At 73.1% G+C, this 19,381-nt stretch carries 16 protein-coding genes and 1 pseudogene; 10 read left to right on the top strand and 7 right to left on the bottom strand.

Features of this window, described 5'->3' with window-relative positions; genetic code table 11:
* Window positions 1-102 precede the first annotated feature (102 nt).
* The 4 genes from IF55_RS07635 to IF55_RS07620 all read right to left on the bottom strand — a co-directional run bounded on the left by IF55_RS07635 (window position 103) and on the right by IF55_RS07620 (window position 3,785).
* Window positions 103-309 (bottom strand): helix-turn-helix transcriptional regulator, encoded by a 207-nt coding sequence (locus IF55_RS07635; RefSeq protein WP_030875536.1) that lies wholly within the window; start codon window positions 307-309, stop codon window positions 103-105.
* A gap of 241 nt (window positions 310-550) precedes the next feature.
* A complete protein-coding gene (locus IF55_RS07630; protein WP_030875538.1) occupies window positions 551-1,570 on the bottom strand; it encodes a Gfo/Idh/MocA family protein in 1,020 nt (339 codons plus the stop codon).
* 217 nt (window positions 1,571-1,787) lie between these two features.
* On the bottom strand, window positions 1,788-2,807 hold the full coding sequence (locus tag IF55_RS07625) for a Gfo/Idh/MocA family protein (RefSeq protein WP_030875541.1): 1,020 nt from the start codon (window positions 2,805-2,807) through the stop codon (window positions 1,788-1,790).
* A gap of 57 nt (window positions 2,808-2,864) precedes the next feature.
* The gene (locus IF55_RS07620) at window positions 2,865-3,785 is read right to left on the bottom strand and encodes a sugar phosphate isomerase/epimerase family protein (protein WP_030875544.1); all 921 of its coding nucleotides are present in this window, start codon (window positions 3,783-3,785) and stop codon (window positions 2,865-2,867) included.
* A 331-nt stretch (window positions 3,786-4,116) separates the two neighbouring features.
* On the opposite strand from IF55_RS07620, the gene iolC reads away from it, so the two are divergent.
* The 5 genes from iolC (at window position 4,117) to IF55_RS07595 (ending at window position 10,671) form a co-directional block, all read left to right on the top strand.
* A complete protein-coding gene (iolC, locus tag IF55_RS07615; protein ID WP_030875547.1) occupies window positions 4,117-5,145 on the top strand; it encodes a 5-dehydro-2-deoxygluconokinase in 1,029 nt (342 codons plus the stop codon).
* Window positions 5,146-5,259: 114 nt separating this feature from the next.
* Window positions 5,260-6,147 (top strand): Cgl0159 family (beta/alpha)8-fold protein, encoded by an 888-nt coding sequence (locus tag IF55_RS07610; protein WP_030875550.1) that lies wholly within the window; start codon window positions 5,260-5,262, stop codon window positions 6,145-6,147.
* Window positions 6,148-6,233: 86 nt separating this feature from the next.
* Window positions 6,234-7,202 carry a 5-deoxy-glucuronate isomerase gene (iolB, locus tag IF55_RS07605; protein WP_048831648.1) on the top strand — a complete coding sequence of 323 codons (969 nt, stop codon included), beginning with the start codon at window positions 6,234-6,236 and terminating at the stop codon, window positions 7,200-7,202.
* Entirely contained in the window at window positions 7,199-9,118 is a 1,920-nt protein-coding gene (iolD, locus tag IF55_RS07600; protein WP_030875556.1) for a 3D-(3,5/4)-trihydroxycyclohexane-1,2-dione acylhydrolase (decyclizing), read from the top strand. Before iolB ends, iolD begins: the two co-directional genes overlap by 4 nt.
* A gap of 59 nt (window positions 9,119-9,177) precedes the next feature.
* On the top strand, window positions 9,178-10,671 hold the full coding sequence (locus tag IF55_RS07595; protein WP_030875560.1) for a CoA-acylating methylmalonate-semialdehyde dehydrogenase: 1,494 nt from the start codon (window positions 9,178-9,180) through the stop codon (window positions 10,669-10,671).
* Between the two features lie 221 nt (window positions 10,672-10,892).
* Here IF55_RS07595 and IF55_RS07590 read toward each other — a convergent pair whose 3' ends face one another.
* Entirely contained in the window at window positions 10,893-11,297 is a 405-nt protein-coding gene (locus IF55_RS07590; RefSeq protein ID WP_030875564.1) for an ATP-binding protein, read from the bottom strand.
* 157 nt (window positions 11,298-11,454) lie between these two features.
* Between IF55_RS07590 and IF55_RS07585 the strand changes: the two genes are divergently transcribed.
* Together IF55_RS07585 and IF55_RS07580 are read left to right on the top strand one after the other, a co-directional pair.
* On the top strand, window positions 11,455-11,997 hold the full coding sequence (locus IF55_RS07585; RefSeq protein WP_030875566.1) for a UTRA domain-containing protein: 543 nt from the start codon (window positions 11,455-11,457) through the stop codon (window positions 11,995-11,997).
* Window positions 11,994-12,773: pseudogene (locus IF55_RS07580) on the top strand (GntR family transcriptional regulator). The gene IF55_RS07585 and the pseudogene IF55_RS07580 overlap by 4 nt, the downstream one beginning before the upstream one ends.
* 908 nt (window positions 12,774-13,681) lie before the next feature.
* Here IF55_RS07580 and IF55_RS07575 read toward each other — a convergent pair.
* On the bottom strand, window positions 13,682-14,857 hold the full coding sequence (locus IF55_RS07575; protein WP_245661107.1) for a S53 family peptidase: 1,176 nt from the start codon (window positions 14,855-14,857) through the stop codon (window positions 13,682-13,684).
* Window positions 14,858-15,206: 349 nt separating this feature from the next.
* Between IF55_RS07575 and IF55_RS07570 the strand changes: the two genes are divergently transcribed.
* The 3 genes from IF55_RS07570 to IF55_RS07560 all read left to right on the top strand — a co-directional run bounded on the left by IF55_RS07570 (window position 15,207) and on the right by IF55_RS07560 (window position 18,757).
* Window positions 15,207-16,049 carry a TrmB family transcriptional regulator gene (locus tag IF55_RS07570; protein WP_030875572.1) on the top strand — a complete coding sequence of 281 codons (843 nt, stop codon included), beginning with the start codon at window positions 15,207-15,209 and terminating at the stop codon, window positions 16,047-16,049.
* Window positions 16,050-16,298: 249 nt separating this feature from the next.
* On the top strand, window positions 16,299-18,398 hold the full coding sequence (locus IF55_RS07565; RefSeq protein ID WP_030875575.1) for an FUSC family protein: 2,100 nt from the start codon (window positions 16,299-16,301) through the stop codon (window positions 18,396-18,398).
* 38 nt (window positions 18,399-18,436) lie between these two features.
* A complete protein-coding gene (locus IF55_RS07560) occupies window positions 18,437-18,757 on the top strand; it encodes a DUF4288 domain-containing protein (protein WP_030875578.1) in 321 nt (106 codons plus the stop codon).
* Here IF55_RS07560 and IF55_RS07555 read toward each other — a convergent pair.
* Window positions 18,715-19,350 carry a TetR/AcrR family transcriptional regulator gene (locus tag IF55_RS07555; RefSeq protein WP_030875580.1) on the bottom strand — a complete coding sequence of 212 codons (636 nt, stop codon included), beginning with the start codon at window positions 19,348-19,350 and terminating at the stop codon, window positions 18,715-18,717. The two genes, IF55_RS07560 and IF55_RS07555, sit on opposite strands and share 43 nt — an antisense overlap.
* Window positions 19,351-19,381 lie beyond the last annotated feature (31 nt).

Raw genomic sequence — 19,381 nt, 5'->3', positions numbered from 1 at the left:
CCGCACGTAGGATCGGGGGTAGCGGGGGAGGGATCGCGAAAGCCCCGTGCCACGCGCGGCGCGCGGTACGGGGCCGGGGGACCAGGGAAGGGGTCGGTACGGTCAGCTCTTGGTGTCGCGCCGGGCGCGGTTGCCCGGGCGGCGGGCCACCCAGGCGCGCACGGTGTCGGCGAACCAGAACGGCTTGCCGCCCTCCACGTGGTCGGGCGGCGGCAGCAGCCCGTGCTTCCGGTAGGAACGCACGGTGTCCGTCTGTACGCCGATGTGGGCGGCGATCTCCCTGTACGACCAAAGCCTCCGGTCGGTCATCTTCGCGCCTCTCCGCGGTGCCGCAGCCACGGATGGGGGTCCGTCGGGGGAGCTGCGGCGCGGCCGCTCTCTTGATCACTCAGCCTGTGCCCATTGAGCGACGCTGAGTAATGAGCGCAGGGGTCCTGTTGACGGGCTGTGACGGAAGGTGGGCGTATACGTGACGGCTGTGACCAGGTGAAGACAGCCGTGACGAATCGGACAACGTTGCCCGAGGGGCGGGACCGGGCCGGGCCGGAGGTCAGAGGGACGCCTCCGCGGCGATCTCCGCCGGTGCCACCGGGCGGCCCGTGCGTCGGGAGCGTTCGCACGCCTCGGCGACCAGCAGCGCGTGCAGCGCCTCCCGCCCGGAGCACGGGTTGGGCGCCTCGCCGGCGGCTGCCCGTACGAAGGCGGCCAGCTCCGCGCGGTACGCGGCCTCGAACCGTTCGAGGAAGCCGCCCCAGGGGTGGGCGGGCGCCGCGGGCCCGCCCGGTTCGGCGGAGGCGAAGGGCGTACGGGCGTCCAGCCCGATCACCAGTTGGCCGCGCTCGCCCGCCAGTTCCGTCCGTACGTCGTACCCCGCGCCGTTGTAGCGGGTGGCCGTGGCCGTGACCAGCGTGCCGTCGTCCAGGGTGAGCAGCGCGGCGGCCGTGTCCACGTCGCCCGCCGCGCGGAAGAACTCCGCGCCGTTCGCCGAGCCGCGCGCGTAGGTCTCCACCACCTCACACCCCGTCAGCCAGCGCACGGCGTCGAAGTCGTGCACCAGGCAGTCCCGGATCAGCCCGCCGGACAGCGGCAGGAACTCCGCCGGGGGCGGTGCGGCGTCCGAGGTGACGGCCCGGATGGTGTGCAGCCGGCCGAGCCGCCCGGCCCGCACCGCCTCGCGCGCCGCCAGGTACCCGGCGTCGAAGCGGCGCTGAAAACCCATCTGGAGCAGGGTGCCCGCCGCCTCCACCGCGCGCAGCGCGCGGAGCGTGCCCGGCAGGTCGAGGGCGATGGGCTTCTCGCAGTAGGCGGGCAGTCCGGCGTCGGCCGCCCGGACGATCAGATCGGCGTGCGCGGCGGTCGCGGCGGCGATCACCACGGCGTCCACCCCGGCGGCGAACACCGCGTCGACGGACGCCGCCGCCCGCGCCCGACCGCCGACGCGCTCCGCGAGCCCGGCGGCGCGGGCCGCGTCGGCGTCGCCGATCAGCAGCTCGTCGACGCCGTCCGTCGCGGTGAGGGCGGCGGCGTGGAAGGAGCCGATCCGGCCCGCGCCGAGAAAACCGATGCGCATGAGGAAGCTCCTGACGATCGACGGCGGGGTGGGACGGTGCGGTGCCGGGCTGTGCGGGGCGTGGCGGTGCGGTGCGGTGCGGCGGCGGTCGGCGGCCGGTCGGTGACGGCATCTCGGCATCGCGCCCGCAGTGACGCCTCACCGACCCGACAGCAGTGACGCCTCCCCGGGCTCTCGGCGGTGGCACGGCACTCCCCGGTCTATCGGCAGTAATGCCTCAGCGGTACAGCGCCGGGCGTTCGACGAGGTCCACGGGGACCCGTTCGCCGGTCGCCTGGGCCCGTACGCCCGCCTCGCAGACGGCGGCCGCCGCGTAGCCGTCCCAGCAACTGGGGCCCTCGACCTCGCCGCGCCGGATCGCCTCCACCCAGCGCCGCACCTGTCGGTCGTACGCCTCCTCGAAGCGTTCCACGAAGCCGGGGACGATGCCCGTGCCCCAGCGGCCGTCGGCGTTGGTGAACACGCCGCGCTCGTCGCCGATCCGGGCGGTGCCGCGCTCGCCGACCGCCTCGCACGTCACCTGGTAGCCGAAGCCGCAGTTGACGAACAGTTCGGTGTCCACGACCCGGCCCCCAGCCGTCTCGAAGAGGATGAGCTGGGGGTCGCCGAGCCCGCCGGGGGCCGCGCCGGAGGGGGCCGGGCGCAGCACGCGGACGCTGGTGATCTCGTCGTCCAGCAGCCAGCGGGTCACGTCGATCTCGTGTACGGCCGAGTCGTGGATCATCATCGCGTTCGTGAAGCCGGGCGGGGTGCTGACGTTGCGGTGCTTGTGGTGCAGCATCAGGGTGCGGCCGAAGGCCCCTTCGGCGAGGAGCCGCTTGAGCTTCAGGTAGTCGGCGTCGTAGCGGCGCATGAAGCCGACCTGTACGCGCCGGTGGCCGAGGCGCTGCTCCGCCGCCAGCACGCGCAGCGCGGAGGCCGGGTCCGGGGTGAGCGGCTTCTCGCACAGCACGGGCAGGTCGCGCTCGAACGCGGCCAGCAGCGCCGCCTCATGGGCCGGGCCGGGGGAGGCGATGAGCACGGCGGCCACGCCCGGGGCGGCCATGGCGGCGGCCGGATCGGTGTGGACCGTACAGCCCTCGATGCCGTCCGCCGCCGCGGCGGCCCGTCCCTCGTCGAGGTCGGCGACGGCGGCGACGCGCGCGCCGCTGATGACGTCGTTGATCCGGCGCACATGGTCGGCGCCCATCCGGCCGGCGCCGATGACGGCCACGCCGAGGGTTCCCAGCAGAGTCATGTCGTCCTTTGGTCGGGGCGGTGCGGTGCGTGTGGCGATTCCCGTGCCGGGTGGTGGTCAGGCCCCGCACGAGCGCAGGAAGCGCCTGGTGCGCTCGGCGATCGGAAGCGGCGCGTCCGGGGCGCAGGGGTACATGTCCTGCTCGACGATGGCGAACAGGTCGACGCCGAGGCGCTGCGCCGCCGCCAGTACGGGCTCCAGCGGGGGCTCGCCGCGCGGCGGTTCGCACATCACGCCCTGCGCGACGGCCGGGCCGAACGGCGTCCCGTTCCGCACGACGTCGGCGAGGATGTCCGGGGCCACCTGCTTGAGGTGGAGGTAGCCGATCCGCTCCCCGTAGGTCTCGATGAGTTTGACGCTGTCGCCGCCGCAGTAGGCGTAGTGGCCGGTGTCCAGACAGAGGTTCACCAGGTCGGGGTCGGTGGCGTCGAGGAACCGCTCGACGTGCGCCTCGGAGTCGATGTGGGTGTCGGCGTGCGGATGGACGACGATGTCGAGCCCGTAGCGGTCGCGTACCTCGCGGCCCAGCCGCTCCATGCCGCTCGCGAGGTTCCGCCACTGCTCGGCGGTGAGTTCGGAGTCCTCGATGATCTCGGCGGTCTTGTCGTCGCGCCAGAAGGAGGGGATGACGACGAGGTGGCGCGCGCCCATCGCCTGGGTCAGCGCGGCGACCTTCGCGACGTGCGCCCACGTCGCGTCCCAGGTGGCCGGTCCGCGGTGCAGGGAGGTGAAGACCGTGCCGGCCGAGACCCGCAGCCCGCGCCGGCCGGTCTCCTCGCGGAGCCGGCCCGCGTCGCTGGGCAGATAGCCGTACGGGCCCAGCTCGATCCACTCGTAGCCGGCCCCGGCGACCTCGTCCAGGAAGCGCTGCCAGGGGACTTGCCGCTCGTCGTCGGGGAACCAGACCCCCCACGAGTCGGGGGCCGAACCCACCCGGATCCGGTCCAGTACGGCTGCTTCGGGGCGGGGTACGGACATGAGGCGGCTCTCCTTTCACCGGTCGGCGGTGACCGGGAAGGCATAGGCGGGTCGCCGGTCAGCCTCTATGGCGGCCCGGCGACTGTCAAGACTTCGTCCTGACATACGGACTTAAGGACTTTGTCATCCGGGAGTGGTGTGCGAGGCCGTTCCGCAGGGTCTCGCGAAGAACGTAAGTATGTAAGGACAAAGCGTTGACAGGGTGTGAATCCGCGGTTAGACCTGTGCCAGGCGAGGGGCCGCGGCGAGGGCCGTGGTGGGGGAGCCGCGAGGGGACCGCGCCGAGAGCCCGTGACGGAGCCGGAAGACCGGGGAACGCGAAGGGGTACCTATGACCGAGCCGTACGACGTGATCACCATGGGCCGCATCGGGGTCGACATCTACCCGCTCCAGACCGGGGTGCCGCTCTCGCGGGTGGAGACCTTCGGCAAGTTCCTCGGCGGCTCCGCCACCAACGTCGCCGTCGCCGCCGCCCGCCTCGGCCGCCGCTCCGCCGTCATCAGCCGCACCGGCGCGGACCCCTTCGGCGACTACGTCCACCAGGCGCTTCGCGACTTCGGCGTGGACGACCGGTGGGTCACCCCCGTCGACCGCCTCCCCACCCCCGTCACCTTCTGCGAGATCTTCCCGCCGGACGACTTCCCGCTGTACTTCTACCGCCTCCCCAAGGCCCCCGACCTGGACATCCGCCCGTACGAACTGGACCTGGACGCCATCCGCGCGGCCCGCGTCTTCTGGATGACCGGCACCGGGCTGTGCGAGGAGCCCAGCCGCTCCGCCACCCTCGCCGCCCTTGAGGCCCGTGCCGCGGCCCCCGGCGGCCACACCGTCTTCGACCTCGACTGGCGGCCCATGTTCTGGGGCGGCGCCGCTTCCGGCGCTTCCGGCGCTTCCGGCGCTTCCGGCGCCTCCGGCGCCTCCGGCGCGACAGCGTCGGCCGCGCTCGCCGCCGCACGCCCCCACTACGCGGCCGCGCTCGCCTACGCCACCGTCGCCGTCGGCAACCTCGACGAGGCCGAAGTCGCCACGGGCGTACGGGAACCATGGGACTGCGCCCGCGCCCTGCTGGACACCGGCGTCGAACTCGCCATCGTCAAACAGGGCCCCAAGGGAGTACTCGCCCTCCACCGCGACGGCCGCTCCGCCGAAGTCCCGCCCACCCCCGTCGACGTCGTCAACGGCCTGGGCGCCGGCGACTCCTTCGGCGGCGCCCTCTGCCACGGGCTGCTCAGCGATTGGGAGTTGGCCCCGGCCATGCGCTACGCCAATGCCGCCGGGGCGATCGTCGCCTCCCGGCTGGCCTGCTCCTCCGCCATGCCGACCGCCGCCGAGGTCGAGGCGTTCCTCGCGGAGCGTTGAGGGCGCCGGGCGCGCGCCTCCGGAGCACCGCGCCCCCCGAGTACGTACGCCACACCCGCCCTGCCCCCGCTCAGCGAAGCCGCAAGCCGCACGGCACAAGGAAATGAGACGCACGTGACCCCTCGCATCTCCGACATCGCGGCGACGCGGGCGCGCCGGCCCGAGGCCATCGCCGAGGCGGCGGCCGGGCGCCCGCGCCGCCCGCTCGTCGGCGAGAGCGGCCGGCTGATGATCATCGCCGCCGATCACCCGGCCCGCGGGGCGCTCGCCGTCGGCGACCGCAGGCTCGCCATGGCCAACCGCGTGGACCTGCTGGAACGCATGTGTCTGGCGCTGTCCCGGCCCGGTGTGGACGGCGTGCTCGCGACCGCCGACATCCTGGAGGACCTGCTGCTGCTCGGGGCGCTCGACGGCAAGGTCGCGATGGGCTCCATGAACCGCGGCGGGCTCGCGGGCGCCGCCTTCGAGATGGACGACCGGTTCACCGGCCACCGGCCCGAGGACCTCGCCCGGCTCCGTTTCGACGCCGGCAAACTGCTGCTGCGCATCGACTACGACGACCCCGGTTCGCTCTCCACCCTGGAGACCACCGCCCGCGTCATCGACGCCATGGCCGCCCTGCGACTGCCGGTCTTCGTCGAGCCGTTCATCTCCCGTCGCGTCGACGGCAAGGTCAGGAACGACCTCGGCGCGGAGGCCGTCACCACGTCCGTGGCCATCGCCGCCGGGCTCGGCGGCACCTCCGCGTACACCTGGCTCAAGCTCCCCGTCACCCGCGACCCCGACGACATGGCCCAGGTCTGCGAGACGTCCACGCTGCCCGTGGTGCTGCTCGGCGGGGAGGTCGGCGCCACGCCCGAGAGCCAGGCCGGCGCGTACGAGAAGTGGCGCAAGGCGCTGCGCCTGCCCACCGTGCAGGGCCTGGTCGTCGGCCGCTCGCTGCTCTATCCGGCGGACGGGGACGTGACGGCGGCCGTGGACACCGCCGTCGGACTCCTCTGAGCCCCGGGCCCCCGGGCCCCGGGGCCCCGGCCAGCACGATTGACGCCCGCTGTATCCCGCCGCCCCCTCGCAGGAGACTTGACCGCATGACCGTCACCAGCACCTTCCACCTCCCGGCGGGAACCGCCGCCGACGGCCCGTACGCCCTCGACATCGATCCGAAGCGGGCCGGCTGGGGCTACTCCAGCCTGCGCGTCCTCGACCTCCCGCCCGGCGGCGCGCATACCTTCGCCACCGGCGGCAGCGAATGGATCGTGCTGCCGCTGGCCGGTTCCTGCGCGGTCGCCGCCGAGGCCCTGACCTTCGAACTGGACGGCCGCGAGAGCGTGTTCAGCGGCGTGAGCGACTTCGCGTACGTACCGCGCGACACCGAGGCGCGGATCACGAGCGAGCGCGGCGGGCGCTTCGCCCTGACCGGCGCGCGGTGCGAGCGGCGGCTGCCGTTCCGGTACGGGCCCGCCTCCGGTGTCCCCGTGGAGCTGCGCGGCGCGGGGAACTGCACGCGCCAGGTCAACAACTTCGGCGCGGCGGACGTCTTCGACTGCGACCGGCTCATCGCCGTCGAGGTGCTCACGCCCGGCGGCAACTGGTCCTCCTATCCGCCGCACAAGCACGACGAGCACCGCCCGGGCGAGGAGTCCCGGCTGGAGGAGATCTACTACTTCGAGGTCGCCGAGGCGCACGGTGCGCGGGGCGTCGGCTACCAGCGCGTGACCCCCTCCGGTCCCAGCCGCACCACCGACGTGCTCGCCGAGGTCGGAAGCGGCGATGCCGTCCTCATCCCCGACGGCTGGCACGGCCCGTCCATCGCGGCGCCGGGCCACACCCTGTACTACCTGAACGTCATGGCGGGCCCCGACGCCGAGCGCGCCTGGCTGATCCGCGACCACCCCGAGCACGCGTGGCTCCGCACCACCTGGCCCGACCAGCCCGCCGACCCCCGGCTGCCGCTGTACGCCGCACCATCCGAGTCGTCCGAGTCATCCGAGTCATCCGAGCCGACCGCACCGCCCGAGCCGCCCGAGCCGACCGCACCGTCCGGAGCCGCCCGATGACCACCCACGCGACCACCGCCACGACCGTTGCCGCCACCGCCGGTGCGACCCGCCGCCGGACCGTCGCCCAGGCCCTGGTGGAGTTCCTGGCCCACCAGTACACCGAGCGGGACGGGCGGCGCCGCCGGCTCGTCGCCGCTTGCTGGGGAATCTTCGGCCACGGCAACGTCGCCGGCATCGGCCAGGCGCTCCTGGAGTCCGAGGGCGCGCTGCCCTACCTCCAGGGCCGCAACGAGCAGGCCATGGTGCACGCCGCCGTCGGCTACGCGCGGCAGTGCGACCGGCTCTCCGCGCACGCCGTCACCACCTCCATCGGGCCCGGCGCCACGAACCTCGTGACCGGCGCGGCGCTGGCGACCGTCAACCGCCTCCCGGTGCTCCTGCTGCCCGGCGACGCCTTCGCCACCCGGCCCGCCGACCCCGTGCTCCAGCAGCTCGAAGTCCCCGGCGCGGGCGATGTGTCGGTCAACGACGCGCTGCGGCCCGTCTCCCGCTACTTCGACCGCGTGCACCGGCCGGAGGCGCTGATCCCCGCCGCCCTCCAGGCCATGCGGGTGCTGGCCGACCCCGTCGAGGCCGGCGCCGTCACCCTCGCGCTGCCCCAGGACGTACAGGCCGAGGCGTACGAGTGGCCCGAGGAGTTCTTCGCCGACCGGACCTGGTACGTACCGCGCCCCGCCCCGGACGCGGGGGCGCTCGCCGAGGCCGCGCGGCTCGTACGGGCCGCCGAGCGCCCCCTGATCGTCGCGGGCGGCGGCGTCCACCACAGCGAGGCCGAGGACGCGCTGCGCGCGCTCGCCGACGCCACCGGCATCCCCGTCGCCTCCACCCAGGCCGGCAAGGGCTCGCTGCGCCACGACCACCCGGCGGACGTCGGCGGCATCGGCCACACCGGCACCGCCGTCGCCGACGAACTCGCCCGCACCGCCGACCTGGTGATCGGCGTCGGCACCCGCTACACCGACTTCACCACCGCCTCCGCGACGCTCTTCGCCGCGCCCGGCGTCCGCTTCGCCAACCTCAACATCGCCTCCTTCGACGCCCACAAGCTCGCCGCCCACTCGGTCGTCGCCGACGCCCGGACCGGCCTGGAGGCGCTGACGGCGGCCCTCGCCGGGCACCGGGTCTCCGGTTCGTACGAGGCCGAGTACGCGGCGGGGAAGGCGCGGTGGGAGGCGCTGGTCGACCGGGCCTTCGCCGCCCCCGAGCCGGCCGCGCGGCCCTCCCAGAGCCAGGTGATCGGCGCGCTCGACGCGGTCGTCGGCGACGAGGACATCGTCATCAACGCCGCCGGCTCGCTCCCCGGCGATCTCCACAAGCTGTGGCGCGCCCGCTCCCGCCGCCAGTACCACCTCGAATACGGCTACTCCTGCATGGGGTACGAGATCCCGGCCGCCATCGGCGTCCGGCTCGCCGCCCCCGAGCGGCCCGTGTGGGCGCTGGTCGGGGACGGCACGTATCTGATGATGCCCACGGAGATCGTCACGGCCGTGCAGGAGGGCATCGCCATCAAGGTGGTGCTGATCCAGAACCACGGCTACGCCTCGATCGGCGGCCTCTCCGAGAGCGTCGGCGGCGAGCGCTTCGGCACCGCCTACCGCTTCCGGGCCGCCGACGGTACGTACACCGGGGCGCCGCTGCCCGTGGACCTCGCCGCCAACGCGGCCTCCCTCGGCATGGACGTCATCCGGGTGCGCGCCGTTGGCGAACTCCGTGGCGCGCTTACGACGGCACGTGCCGCGAAACACCCCACTTGTGTCTATGTGGAGACTGAAACAGCCGACACTGTGCCGGGCGCGCCCGAAGCGCAGGCATGGTGGGATGTGCCCGTTGCCGAGACCGCGACCCGGCCGGCGGCGGTGGAGGCCCGCGCGGAGTACGACCGGCGGGCGGCCGCCCGCCGCCGTCAGTTGTGATCCGCTGCGAACCAGTAGCGATCCGCTGTGATCCGCCCCCGTAGGAAAGGTTCAGCACCATGAAGACCGTCAACCACTGGATCGGCGGGAAGCCCGTCGAGGGCGCGTCAGGCAACTACGGCCCGGTCTACAACCCCGCCACCGGAGCCCAGGGCACGCGGGTCGCGCTCGCCTCCGTCGACGAGGTCGACGCCGCCGTCGCCGCCGCCAAGGAGGCGTACCGCACCTGGGGCACCAGCTCGCTCGCCACCCGCACCGCGGTCCTCTTCCGGTTCCGCGAGCTGGTCGCCGCCCACCGCGAGGAGATCGCCGAACTGCTCACCGCCGAGCACGGCAAGGTGCACTCCGACGCGCTCGGCGAGGTCGCCCGCGGCCTGGAGGTCATCGAGCTGGCCTGCGCGCTGCCGCTCCAGCTCAAGGGCGAGCTGTCCACGCAGGTCTCCACCCGCGTGGACGTCGCGGCCATCCGCCAGTCGCTGGGCGTCGTCGCGGGCATCACGCCGTTCAACTTCCCGGCCATGGTGCCGATGTGGATGTTCCCCATCGCCATCGCCTGCGGCAACACCTTCGTGCTCAAGCCGAGCGAGAAGGTGCCCTCCGCCGCGTACAAGCTCGCCGAGCTGGCCGCCGAGGCCGGGCTCCCGGACGGCGTGCTCAACGTCGTCAACGGTGACAAGGCCGCCGTCGACCGGCTGCTGGACCACCCCGACATCGCCGCCGTCAGCTTCGTCGGCTCCACCCCCATCGCCCGCCACATCCACGCCACGGCCACCGCCAACGGCAAGCGCGTCCAGGCCCTCGGCGGTGCGAAGAACCACATGCTGGTCCTCCCCGACGCCGACCTCGAACTCGCCGCGGACGCCGCCATCAACGCCGCCTACGGCTCCGCCGGCGAGCGCTGCATGGCCGTCTCCGTGGTCGTCGCCGTCGGTGACACCGGCGACCCGCTGATCGAGAAGATCACCACGCGCGCCGCCGAGCTGACCATCGGCCCCGGCGACGACCCCGCCTCCGAGATGGGCCCGCTGATCACCAAGGCCCACCGCGACAAGGTCGCCTCCTACGTCACCGGCGCCGCCGCCCAGGGCGCGGAGGTCGTCCTCGACGGCACCGGCTTCACCGTCGAGGGCTACGAGGACGGCCACTGGATCGGCGTCTCCCTGCTCGACAAGGTCACCCCGGAGATGGACGCCTACCGCGACGAGATCTTCGGCCCCGTGCTGTGCGTGGTCCGCGCCGAGACGTACGAGGAGGCCGTCGAGCTGATCAACTCCTCCCGCTGGGGCAACGGCACCGCCATCTTCACCCGCGACGGCGGCGCGGCCCGGCGCTTCCAACTGGAGGTCGAGGCGGGCATGGTCGGCGTCAACGTGCCGATCCCGGTGCCGGTGGGCTACCACTCCTTCGGCGGCTGGAAGGACTCCCTCTTCGGCGACCACCACATCTACGGCAACGACGGCGTGCACTTCTACACCCGCGGCAAGGTCGTCACCACCCGCTGGCCGGACCCCTCCGACGGAGGCATCAACCTGGGCTTCCCCAGCAACCACTGACCCGGGCGACCACCCGCGCCCGGCCCGAGGCCCCCGTCCGACGTCGGCGACGGGGGCCTCACCCTGTGCCGGGGCGCTCGCTTCGCCCTGTCGGGGCGCCCACCCCGCCGGACGCGTCGTTCACCACCGACGAGTTCTGATCCCTCCCACCGCCCGCGGGGGCCGACGGACGCGGGAGGGCGGGCGCCGACGGCGGTTGGGGCGGCGTAGGTGCCCGCCCCCTACTGGGCCTCGTCGCCGCTGAGGTCGGTCTTGAAGGTGAGCCAGACGGTCTTGCCGGGTACGTGTGGGGTGACGCCGAAGTCGTCACTCAGGGCCTTCACCAGACGAAGGCCCCTGCCTCCGCACTCATCGGCCCCGCAGTGCCGCACTCCCACCCGTCCGCCCCCGCTGTCGCGCACCTCGACGCGGAGCAGTGAACCGTCGGCGACGAGTCGCAGGCTGAACTCGCGTCCCGGTGGGACACCGTGCAGCAGGGCGTTGGTGGCGAGTTCGGAAACGCAGAGCCGCACATCGTGCCGTCGATCGGTGATGCCCCACTCCGTGAGTGTGATGAGAGCGAAGCCGCGTGCGGCACCCACAGAGACGAGTGAGCGGGGGAAGCGTCGTTGCCGTGACAGGGGCACGGTGAATCACCGCCTTGATCCTGGGCTGTACGAACGCGGGTAACGTATCGCTATTCGCGAAAAGCAGCAATGTTTGGCCAGGGTGGACACTCTGAGCGAGTCGCTTACCGTGTAAAGCAGTAAGGTCGAAGCCGCTCCAGCCGCGCAGGAGGACGCCGTGAGTGACAGCACGTGGGTCAGTACCTCCATGCCATACCTGACGCCGCGCCAGGCGGGGCAGTCCGATGCCTGGGGTGAGGAGGCCGCCGCCCGAGGGGGCAAGGGTGGTCAGCGCATTACGCACGCCGGTGAGGTGCGGGCGCCGGAGGGTGTGGCGGCGCTGCTCGGGGTGGCCGCCGGGGACGTGGTCGTCGTACGCCGCCGGGTCATTCAACTCGACGGCGAACCCTGCGAGTTGACCGATACCTATTACCCGGTGAGCATCGCCCGAGGCACCCGGCTCGCCGAGAAGGGGAAGATCCCCGGCGGGGCCGTCACCTTCCTCGCCGGGCTCGGACACGTCGGCGTACGGGTCCGCGAGGACGTCACCGCGCGCATGCCCACCGCGGAGGAGCGCGAAGCCCTGCGCCTGGACCCGGACGAACCGGTCCTCCGGCTGGACAGGGTCACGCTGGACGGCGAGGACCGGCCGATCCAGGCCGACGTGATGGTGATGCCGGCCCACCGGCAACGGCTGCGCTATGAGATGGGGATCGGATGACCATGCCCACCGACACCGGCTTTCCCGACCGGCGCTCGCTGCACGAGCGGATCGCTTCCGATCTCCGGGACGAGATCATGAGCGGCGACTTGCCTCCCGGGGCGAAACTGCCCTCCACGACCCAGCTCAAGGCGAGGTTCGACGCCTCCAACGCCACCATCCAGAAGGCGTTGCAGCTCCTGAAGGACGAGCAACTCGTCATCGGGCGTGCCGGAGCGGCCGTCACCGTCCGCGAACACCGGCAGCGGACCATGCGTCCCGCCTCCTACATGGCTCCGGCGCGAGCGGGGGAGGCCTACCGCTGGCTCACCGAGGCCACGAAACACGGTGCGCGGGCGGCGCGCAGCACACTGCTGGACGTGGCGGAGGTCTAGCCTCCCGCCGATGTCGCGGACGCCCTGGATCTCGTCGACGGCGAGACGGCTCTACTGCGCCACCAGCTCCTCTCCATCGACGACGAGCCGGTCGCGCTGGTCAGGTCCTACTATCCGGTGGCCTTGGCCCGGGGTACGGCTCTCACGGAGAAGCGCCGGATCAGGGGCGGTACGCCGGTGCTCCTCTCCGAACTCGGCTTCCCGCCGCGGCTGAGCGTGGACCGGGTCTCCGCGAGGATTCCCACCCAAGAGCAGTACCGCGCCCTCAAGCTTCCCGGCGGACTGCCCGTGCTGCGCGCGTTGCGCGTCGTCTACAGCGACGACGAACGGCCCATCGAGGTCACGGTCATGGTGATGGCCGGCCATCTCTATGAGCTCCAGTACGAGTTCACGGCGGATTGACCGCCTAAACCGGTCATCGATTCCGTGCATATATGGGTCACCCCTGTTGGTGGGTGGGGCGGTATTCGGTGTGGGTGGGTGCGGGTTTCGTCTCGGACCCTCCGGGTCCAAGGCGCCAGCAGCGGAGGGGGAGGGGGCGGGGTGGCTGGCGGTTTGCTGCCTGCCGCTCGGTGCGCGGCTGGGGTTAGGGCTGGCTCCGCTGCGCTGCGCCGCTGGCTGCTGCCGCGATGGGGTTGTGGTGGGTTCTTCGGCTGTGGGCGCGTTTTGTCTGTAGTGGGGGAAGCTGCGCTCCGCAGGTGGCTACTGGTAGGTAGGGTGCGGTTGCCGCCCGACAAAAGCCCCTTTCCGGTCGCCGAATCGGACGGTAATCGCACTCTGTTGAACGGCGGACCTGGCACATCGGACATACCAGGCGCGCTCGCCGTCAGAGTGGACTTTCCCCAGCCGTGGGCCGCTCTCGTACGGGCGGAAACCGCATCCCAACGGCCAGCACCCCCAGGCGCAGCGCAGCGCGCCCTATTTCCTCGGCTCATGTGGGCCGCAGGCCCGAAACCTACCCGCAGTCGAAGAAGACAGAACGGCCACTTCGCGGCAGCAGCCAGCGGCGCAGCGCAGCGGAGCCGGCCTTAACCCCAGCCACGCACCCACCCGCCAGGCCGCGCACCGACCCGTCAGGCCACGCACCCACCCGCCAGGCCGCGCACCGACCCCAGGCCCGCCCCCTCCCTCCCGCCGCCGGCGCCTTGGACCCGGAGGGTCCGAGACGAAACCCGCACCCACCCACGCCGAATACCGCCCCACCCAAGCACCGCCCGCGCTGCGCACGGGTACGCGGCGGCATTGCGGTGGCGTACGAGCGGGCCCGGACCGATCGGTATCGGTCCGGGCCCGTAAGCGAGCTCAGAAGGTCACTTCTTGAAGGCCGCTGTGCCGTTCGGGGTGCCGAGGCCGGTGGGGCCGTCGTAGCCCTTGCGGGACTTGCACAGGTAGTCGGGGGTGCAGGAGCCGTTGGAGCCGGTGGTCACGTCGTTGAGGGACGTGGCGTGGGCGTAGGGGTACGCGGCCGGGGTGTCGCCGGAGGCCGGGGTGCCCGCGAGGGCGTAGACCGAGGCGATGATGGGGGCGGAGGCGCTGGTGCCGCCGAAGACGTTCCAGCCGCTGGCCTGGTAGGTGTTGTAGACGGCGACGCCGGTGGCCGGGTCGGCGACCGCGGAGACGTCGGAGACGGACCGCTTGGCGCAGCCGTCGTCCTTCTGCCACGACGGCTTGTTGCCGTACTTGGAGCAGCCGGAGCCGGCGCCCTGGCCGCCGAAGGAGGAGCCCCACGCGGACTCGGACCAGCCGCGCGAGCCGCCGCCGCTGTGCTGGAGCGAGGTGCCGCCGACGGCCGTCACGTACGGCGAGGACGCCGGGTACTCGACGCCGTAGCCGCTGTCGCCGGAGCTGACGGTGATCGCCACGCCCGGGTGCTTGAAGTACTTGGCGTCGGAGGCCGGGTCGGTGGAGTCCTCGCCGCCGCCGTAGCTGTTGGAGACGTACTTGGCGCCCATCTTGACCGCGCGGTTCACGGCCGCGCCCAGGTCGTCCATGCTCGCGCTCTTGGCCTCGACCAGCAGGATGTGGCACGAGGGGCAGGTCGCGCTGACCATGTCGACGTCGAGGGAGATCTCGCCGGCCCAGCCGGCGTCGGGCGCCGGGTAGTTCTTGCCGCCGTTCTGGTCGACCTTCTTGAAGCAGCCGTTGGCGGTGGTGCAGGCGGGCAGCCCGTACTGCTTGCGGTACGTCGCCAGGTCGGACTCGGCCTTGGGGTCGTCCTGCGCGTCGATGATCGCCACCGTCTGGCCGGAACCGCCCGACGTGGGCAGGTTGTACGCACTGCGCAGATCGCTCGGGCCGAAGCCGGACGGGGCGGCGTCCGCGCCGAGCGCCCGGTGCTGCTTCACGTCGGTCCGCTCCACCGCGTTGCACGCCATGTCACCGGCGTGCTTCGGCTCCGAGCAGAGTCGGTGCGTGTGCACGGCGGCGGGGGTCGCGTCCCGCGCCGCGCTCGCGGGCGCGGCGGACGACGGAGCGGCGGCGGCCATGCCGCCGGTGATCAGGGCCGCTGCCGACAGCAGTGCCGGTGCGCCGCGGCGCACCAGTGCTCTGACGCGGTTGTCTCGCTTCTCCTGCAATGAACTGCCCTCCGTGGGGGTGGGGGGTGTCCGGCGGGCGGCCTCGGTGCCATGGGATGCCGTCTTATGTCAAGTGCATGACAACCCGAAATTTCCTCGGCCGTCCGCGGATCCTTGGTTGGCGCGCGTTCACTTGGGGTGCCACCCCGGTCAGTGGTGGCTCCCGTTGAAAATAGTGAAAACCTGTCCCAAGGGGCTACCGGACTCTGGCAAAGCCTTTCCCTTCCGGGGCAACGTTCGGCATATACCTTGTCCTGTCATGAAGTTGGACGAGGGATCGGTCGGCGACCTGGTCGCGCTCGGGCTCGCGCGGTACGAGGCGCGGGTCTATCTCGCCCTGGTCGCCCGCGAGTCGTACACCGCGGCCGAGGTCGCCCGCGAGGCGGACGTACCGCGCCAGCGGGTCTACGACGTGCTGGACGCGCTGGTGCGGCGGCGCCTCGCCACCACGAGCCCGGGGCGGGTGGCCCGGTTCTCGGCCGTCACGCCGGAGCTGGCCCTGACCCGGCTGATGGCCGTTCAGCGCGAGTCCCTGGAGCGGATGGAACGCGTGAAGGAGGGGCTGGCCGCGGCGCTCCAGCCGATCTTCTCGGACGGGCGCACCCGCACCGACCCGCTCGACTACATCGACGTGCTCCGCGATCCGAAGGCCGTCGCCGAGCGCTTCGCCGACATACAGCGCCAGGCCCGCCGCGAACTCCTCAGCTTCTGCCGCCCGCCGCTCCTCGCCCCCGCCGAGAACGCCGAGGGCATCAAGGCGGTCCGGCGGCTGCGCCGCGCGGGCGGCACCGTACGCGCCGTCTACACCACCGGCTCGCTGGCCGACCCCGCGGTGCTGGCGAACGTACGGAGCTTCGCCGAGGCCGGGGAGGAGGCGCGGTTCGCCGCCGAACTGCCGCTGAAGCTGGTCATCGCCGACGGCTCGCTGGTCCTGTGCGACATGCCCGACCCGGTGGCGGGCGCCGCCTCCTCCACCACCCTCTACATCGAGCACCCCGCGCTGGCGAGCTGTCTGCGCCTCGCGTTCCAGACGGTGTGGGACTCGGCGGTGACGGCGGAGGAGGAGGCGGACGATACGGACGATGCCGAGGATGTCGGGTGAGGCCGCGTGCGGTCCGGACGCCCCGTATGTGACGTCCGGCGAGGCCGCGTACGGTCCGGGCCTCCCGTACGTACGGGCATAGCCGCCCCTGTCCCGTACGTACGGGGGCAGCCGTCCCGCCCGCCGGCGACCCGCCCCCGGACAGCCCGCCCCCGGACGGCCCCGCCCCCCTGTAAGTGCCGCGTGAGCGACCGGTGAGGCGGACGTGATAATTCCGGTTGGCCTGGACCGGGGCCGTATTCTCGGATCATGACCTGGTCCAGCGCGCTGAAGGAGACGGCCCGTAGCGGGCTCACGATCGAACGGACCAGGCTGGAGCCGCTCGTCGCCATCCGCGGCGCGTGCGGGGTCGCGATCGTCATCGGCGGCGCCCTGTGGTTCGCCTCGCCGGCGCTCGCCGTCTCCTCCGCCTTCGGCGCGTTCGCGGCCGGCATCGCCACCTTCCAGCGGAGCTGGCGGCCGCGCCCCGTGCTCGCCCTCGCGGTCGCGGCCGGGCTGGGGGTCAGCACGTTCCTCGGCTATCTGTGCGCCGCGCACCCGGTGACCTTCGCCGTGCTGCTCGCCGCCTGGACGCTGCTGGCCGGCATGGCGTGGGCGGTCGGCCCGGTGTCCGGGCTGGTCGCCTCGCAGACCGTCGCGGTCATGCTGGTCACCGTCACGCTGCCGACCTCGGTGCTCGGCGCGCTCCAGCACGCGGCCCTGATCGCCTGCGGCGGCCTGGTGCAGGCGGCGCTCATCGTGCTGTTCCCGATAAGACCCTGGGGCCTCCAGCGCGACGCGCTCGCCGACGCGCTGGCCGCCGAGGCCGACTACGCGCGCCGGCTCCGGCACGACCCGGTGGCCCCCTTCGACCCGCAGCCGCTGATGGACGCGCGCAGCGCCGCCGCCGTGACGCCCCGTCAGGCCAAACGGCGGCCGCGGCAGTTGAGCGGCTACCGGGGGCTGGCCGAGCGCGTCCGGCCGGTGCTGGCGTCGATCGCCGACCCGGTGGTCGGCGCGCCCGCCGAGGGGCCCGAACGCGACCGGGCCCGCGACCTGCTGGGCGCCACCGCGACCGTACTGGACGCGGTCGCGCACGCGATCCGCCGGGGCAAGCCGCTGCGGCTGCCCGCCGAGGCCCTGGAGATCCTGGAGGTGCCCGAGTCCGGGCCGGTGCTGCACGGCGCGGCCCGCCGCAGCGCGCTGCGGCTCATCGCCCTCGTCGGCGACGTCGTCGACTCCACCGACGGGCCGGTCGAGGTCGCCGCCCCCGCGGTCGGGGAGGGCGGCCGGCGGCACCTGCGGCGCACGACGATGACCGGGTTCGTGCCGGTCGCGCTGCGGGCGCTGCACCGCGAGGCCCGCTGGAGCTCGCCGGTCGCCCGGCACGCGGTCCGGGTCTCGGCGGTCGCCTCCGTCGGCTACGTCGTGGGCCACAGCCTGCCGCTGGGGCACGGCTACTGGGCGCCGATGGCCTCCGTCATGGTGATGCGCCCGGACTTCGCGCAGACCTACTCGCGGGGCGTCGCGCGTTTCATGGGCACGCTGGTGGGCGTGCTGCTCGGCGGCGCGGTCATGGCGCTCGTGCACCCCGGCATGTATCTGTGCGCGCTGTTCGCCGTGGTGTGCGTGACCCTCCAGTACCTGCTGCTGCGCACCGGCTACATCGTGCTGTCGGCCTGCATCACCGCCTACGTCGTCTTCCTGCTCGGCATCGCCGGCACCGAGTGGTCGCAGACCGTGCTCTCGCGCGTGGCGCTGACCCTGCTCGGCGGCGTGCTCGCGCTGATCGCCTACGCGATCTTCCCGGCCTGGGAGACGCCCCGGCTGCGCGACCGGCTCGCCGAGTGGCTGGAGGCCGGCGGCCGTTACAGCGTCGCCGTGCTCAGCCTCTTCGCCCAGCCCGCGGCGCGCCCGCCGCGCCGGGTCCGGGAGGCGCTGCTCGACACCCGGGCGGCCCGCGCCGCCTGGGAGCAGCTCGCGGCGCGGGCCGAGAAGGAGCCCGTACGGCACCGGGGGCTCTCGCGCTCCGCGGAGCGCTCGGCCGAGACCGCGCTGACCACCATGGGCCGGGTGACCATGCTGATGGAGGCGCATCTACCGGACAAGGACGCCGAGCCCGACGAGGACGTGGGCGAGTTCGTGGCGGCGCTGCGCGACGCGCTGCCGGACGCCGTGGAGGCCGTACGGGAGCGCCGGGAACTGGACTGGTCGCAGCCGCGCGACGTGCTCGCCAAGTGGCGGGCGCGGGTGGGCGACGAGGGCGTCGCGGTGCGCGGCTCGGAGCTGCTGATGGACGCCCTGGACGAGCTGGAGCGCGCCCTGACCCGCGGGCCGGGCGGCCGCAATCGCGCGGCACGACGAACGTGAGGGGCGCTCCCGCGCCGCGCCCGTGAGACCCTCTCGCCATGTACGTGGCGATCATTTTGATGGAGTCGGCCGCCGAGCGCCCCGGCCGCCGGCCGCTGTACCGGGAGGACGTGGCGCTCATCCACGCCCCGGACGAGGCGACGGCGCGGCTCCGTGCCGAGGAGCGCGGCCGCGGCGCCGAGGCGGCCTTCCTCAACGAGCGCGGCGAGATGATCTGCTGGCGGCTGCGGGCCGTCGTCGACGTGGCCGCGGTGCTGGACGAGGACCTGAGCCACGACGCCGACCTCTACGCCCGGCACTTCCGCGACCTCGACGCCTACGAGCGCTTCGAACCGCTGCTGCGCGGCGAGGAGTTGTAGGAGAAGAGGCCCGCCAGGTGCCGGTCGATCAGCCGCAGCGCCTCGGCGGGGGCGTACACGTCCAGCAGGGCGAAGCTCGTGAGGCCGTCGGCCAGCGCGAGCAGCAGCATGGCCTCGTCCTCGGGGACGCGCTCGGGGTCGACCTCGCCGCGCTCGACGGCGTGCCGCACCTGCGCGGCGAAGAAGTCCCGTAGCGCGGGGACGCCCTCCTGGGCGTGGCGGCGCGTGCGCGCGTCGTGCACGGCACGCGCGTAGTAGGCGACCTGCACGAGGTTGCCGGCGCGGCTCTCGTCGTCCAGGGGCAACATCTCCACCAGGCAGTGGCGCAGGATGTCGCGCGGCGCGGGCGTGCCGGGCAGCGCCTGGACGCGCTCGCGGATGCGCCGCTCGGCGAGGCCGCTGATGTAGTCGAGCGCGAAGACGAACATCTCGTCCTTGCTCGTGAAGTAGTGCTGGAGCCGGCCCAGCGAGATGCCGGCCTCGGCGGCGACATCGCGCAGGCTCGCGCCGTCGAGCCCGCGGGTGGCGGCGATCCGCCACAGGGCCTCGGAGATCTGCCGCCGCCGTTCGTCATGGTCCACCCGCTTGGGCACGCGCCCGCCGTCCTCTCACCGCTCCGTCGAT

The sequence above is a fragment of the Streptomyces varsoviensis genome (assembly GCF_000718635.1).
Lineage (GTDB): Bacteria > Actinomycetota > Actinomycetes > Streptomycetales > Streptomycetaceae > Streptomyces > Streptomyces varsoviensis.
Note: the sequence above shows the minus strand (reverse complement) of the source record. Positions and strands in the feature narration are given on the sequence as shown.

Excerpts from the sequence above, each read along its gene's own strand:
- IF55_RS07635 (WP_030875536.1), bottom strand. The coding sequence starts at position 309 with ATGACCGACCGGAGGCTTTGGTCGTACAGGGAGATCGCCGCCCACATC.
- IF55_RS07630 (WP_030875538.1), bottom strand. The coding sequence starts at position 1,570 with ATGCGCATCGGTTTTCTCGGCGCGGGCCGGATCGGCTCCTTCCACGCC.
- IF55_RS07625 (WP_030875541.1), bottom strand. The coding sequence starts at position 2,807 with ATGACTCTGCTGGGAACCCTCGGCGTGGCCGTCATCGGCGCCGGCCGG.
- IF55_RS07620 (WP_030875544.1), bottom strand. The coding sequence starts at position 3,785 with ATGTCCGTACCCCGCCCCGAAGCAGCCGTACTGGACCGGATCCGGGTG.
- iolC (WP_030875547.1), top strand. The coding sequence starts at position 4,117 with ATGACCGAGCCGTACGACGTGATCACCATGGGCCGCATCGGGGTCGAC.
- iolB (WP_048831648.1), top strand. The coding sequence starts at position 6,234 with ATGACCGTCACCAGCACCTTCCACCTCCCGGCGGGAACCGCCGCCGAC.
- iolD (WP_030875556.1), top strand. The coding sequence starts at position 7,199 with ATGACCACCCACGCGACCACCGCCACGACCGTTGCCGCCACCGCCGGT.
- IF55_RS07595 (WP_030875560.1), top strand. The coding sequence starts at position 9,178 with ATGAAGACCGTCAACCACTGGATCGGCGGGAAGCCCGTCGAGGGCGCG.
- IF55_RS07575 (WP_245661107.1), bottom strand. The coding sequence starts at position 14,857 with ATGGCCGCCGCCGCTCCGTCGTCCGCCGCGCCCGCGAGCGCGGCGCGG.
- IF55_RS07570 (WP_030875572.1), top strand. The coding sequence starts at position 15,207 with ATGAAGTTGGACGAGGGATCGGTCGGCGACCTGGTCGCGCTCGGGCTC.
- IF55_RS07565 (WP_030875575.1), top strand. The coding sequence starts at position 16,299 with ATGACCTGGTCCAGCGCGCTGAAGGAGACGGCCCGTAGCGGGCTCACG.
- IF55_RS07560 (WP_030875578.1), top strand. The coding sequence starts at position 18,437 with ATGTACGTGGCGATCATTTTGATGGAGTCGGCCGCCGAGCGCCCCGGC.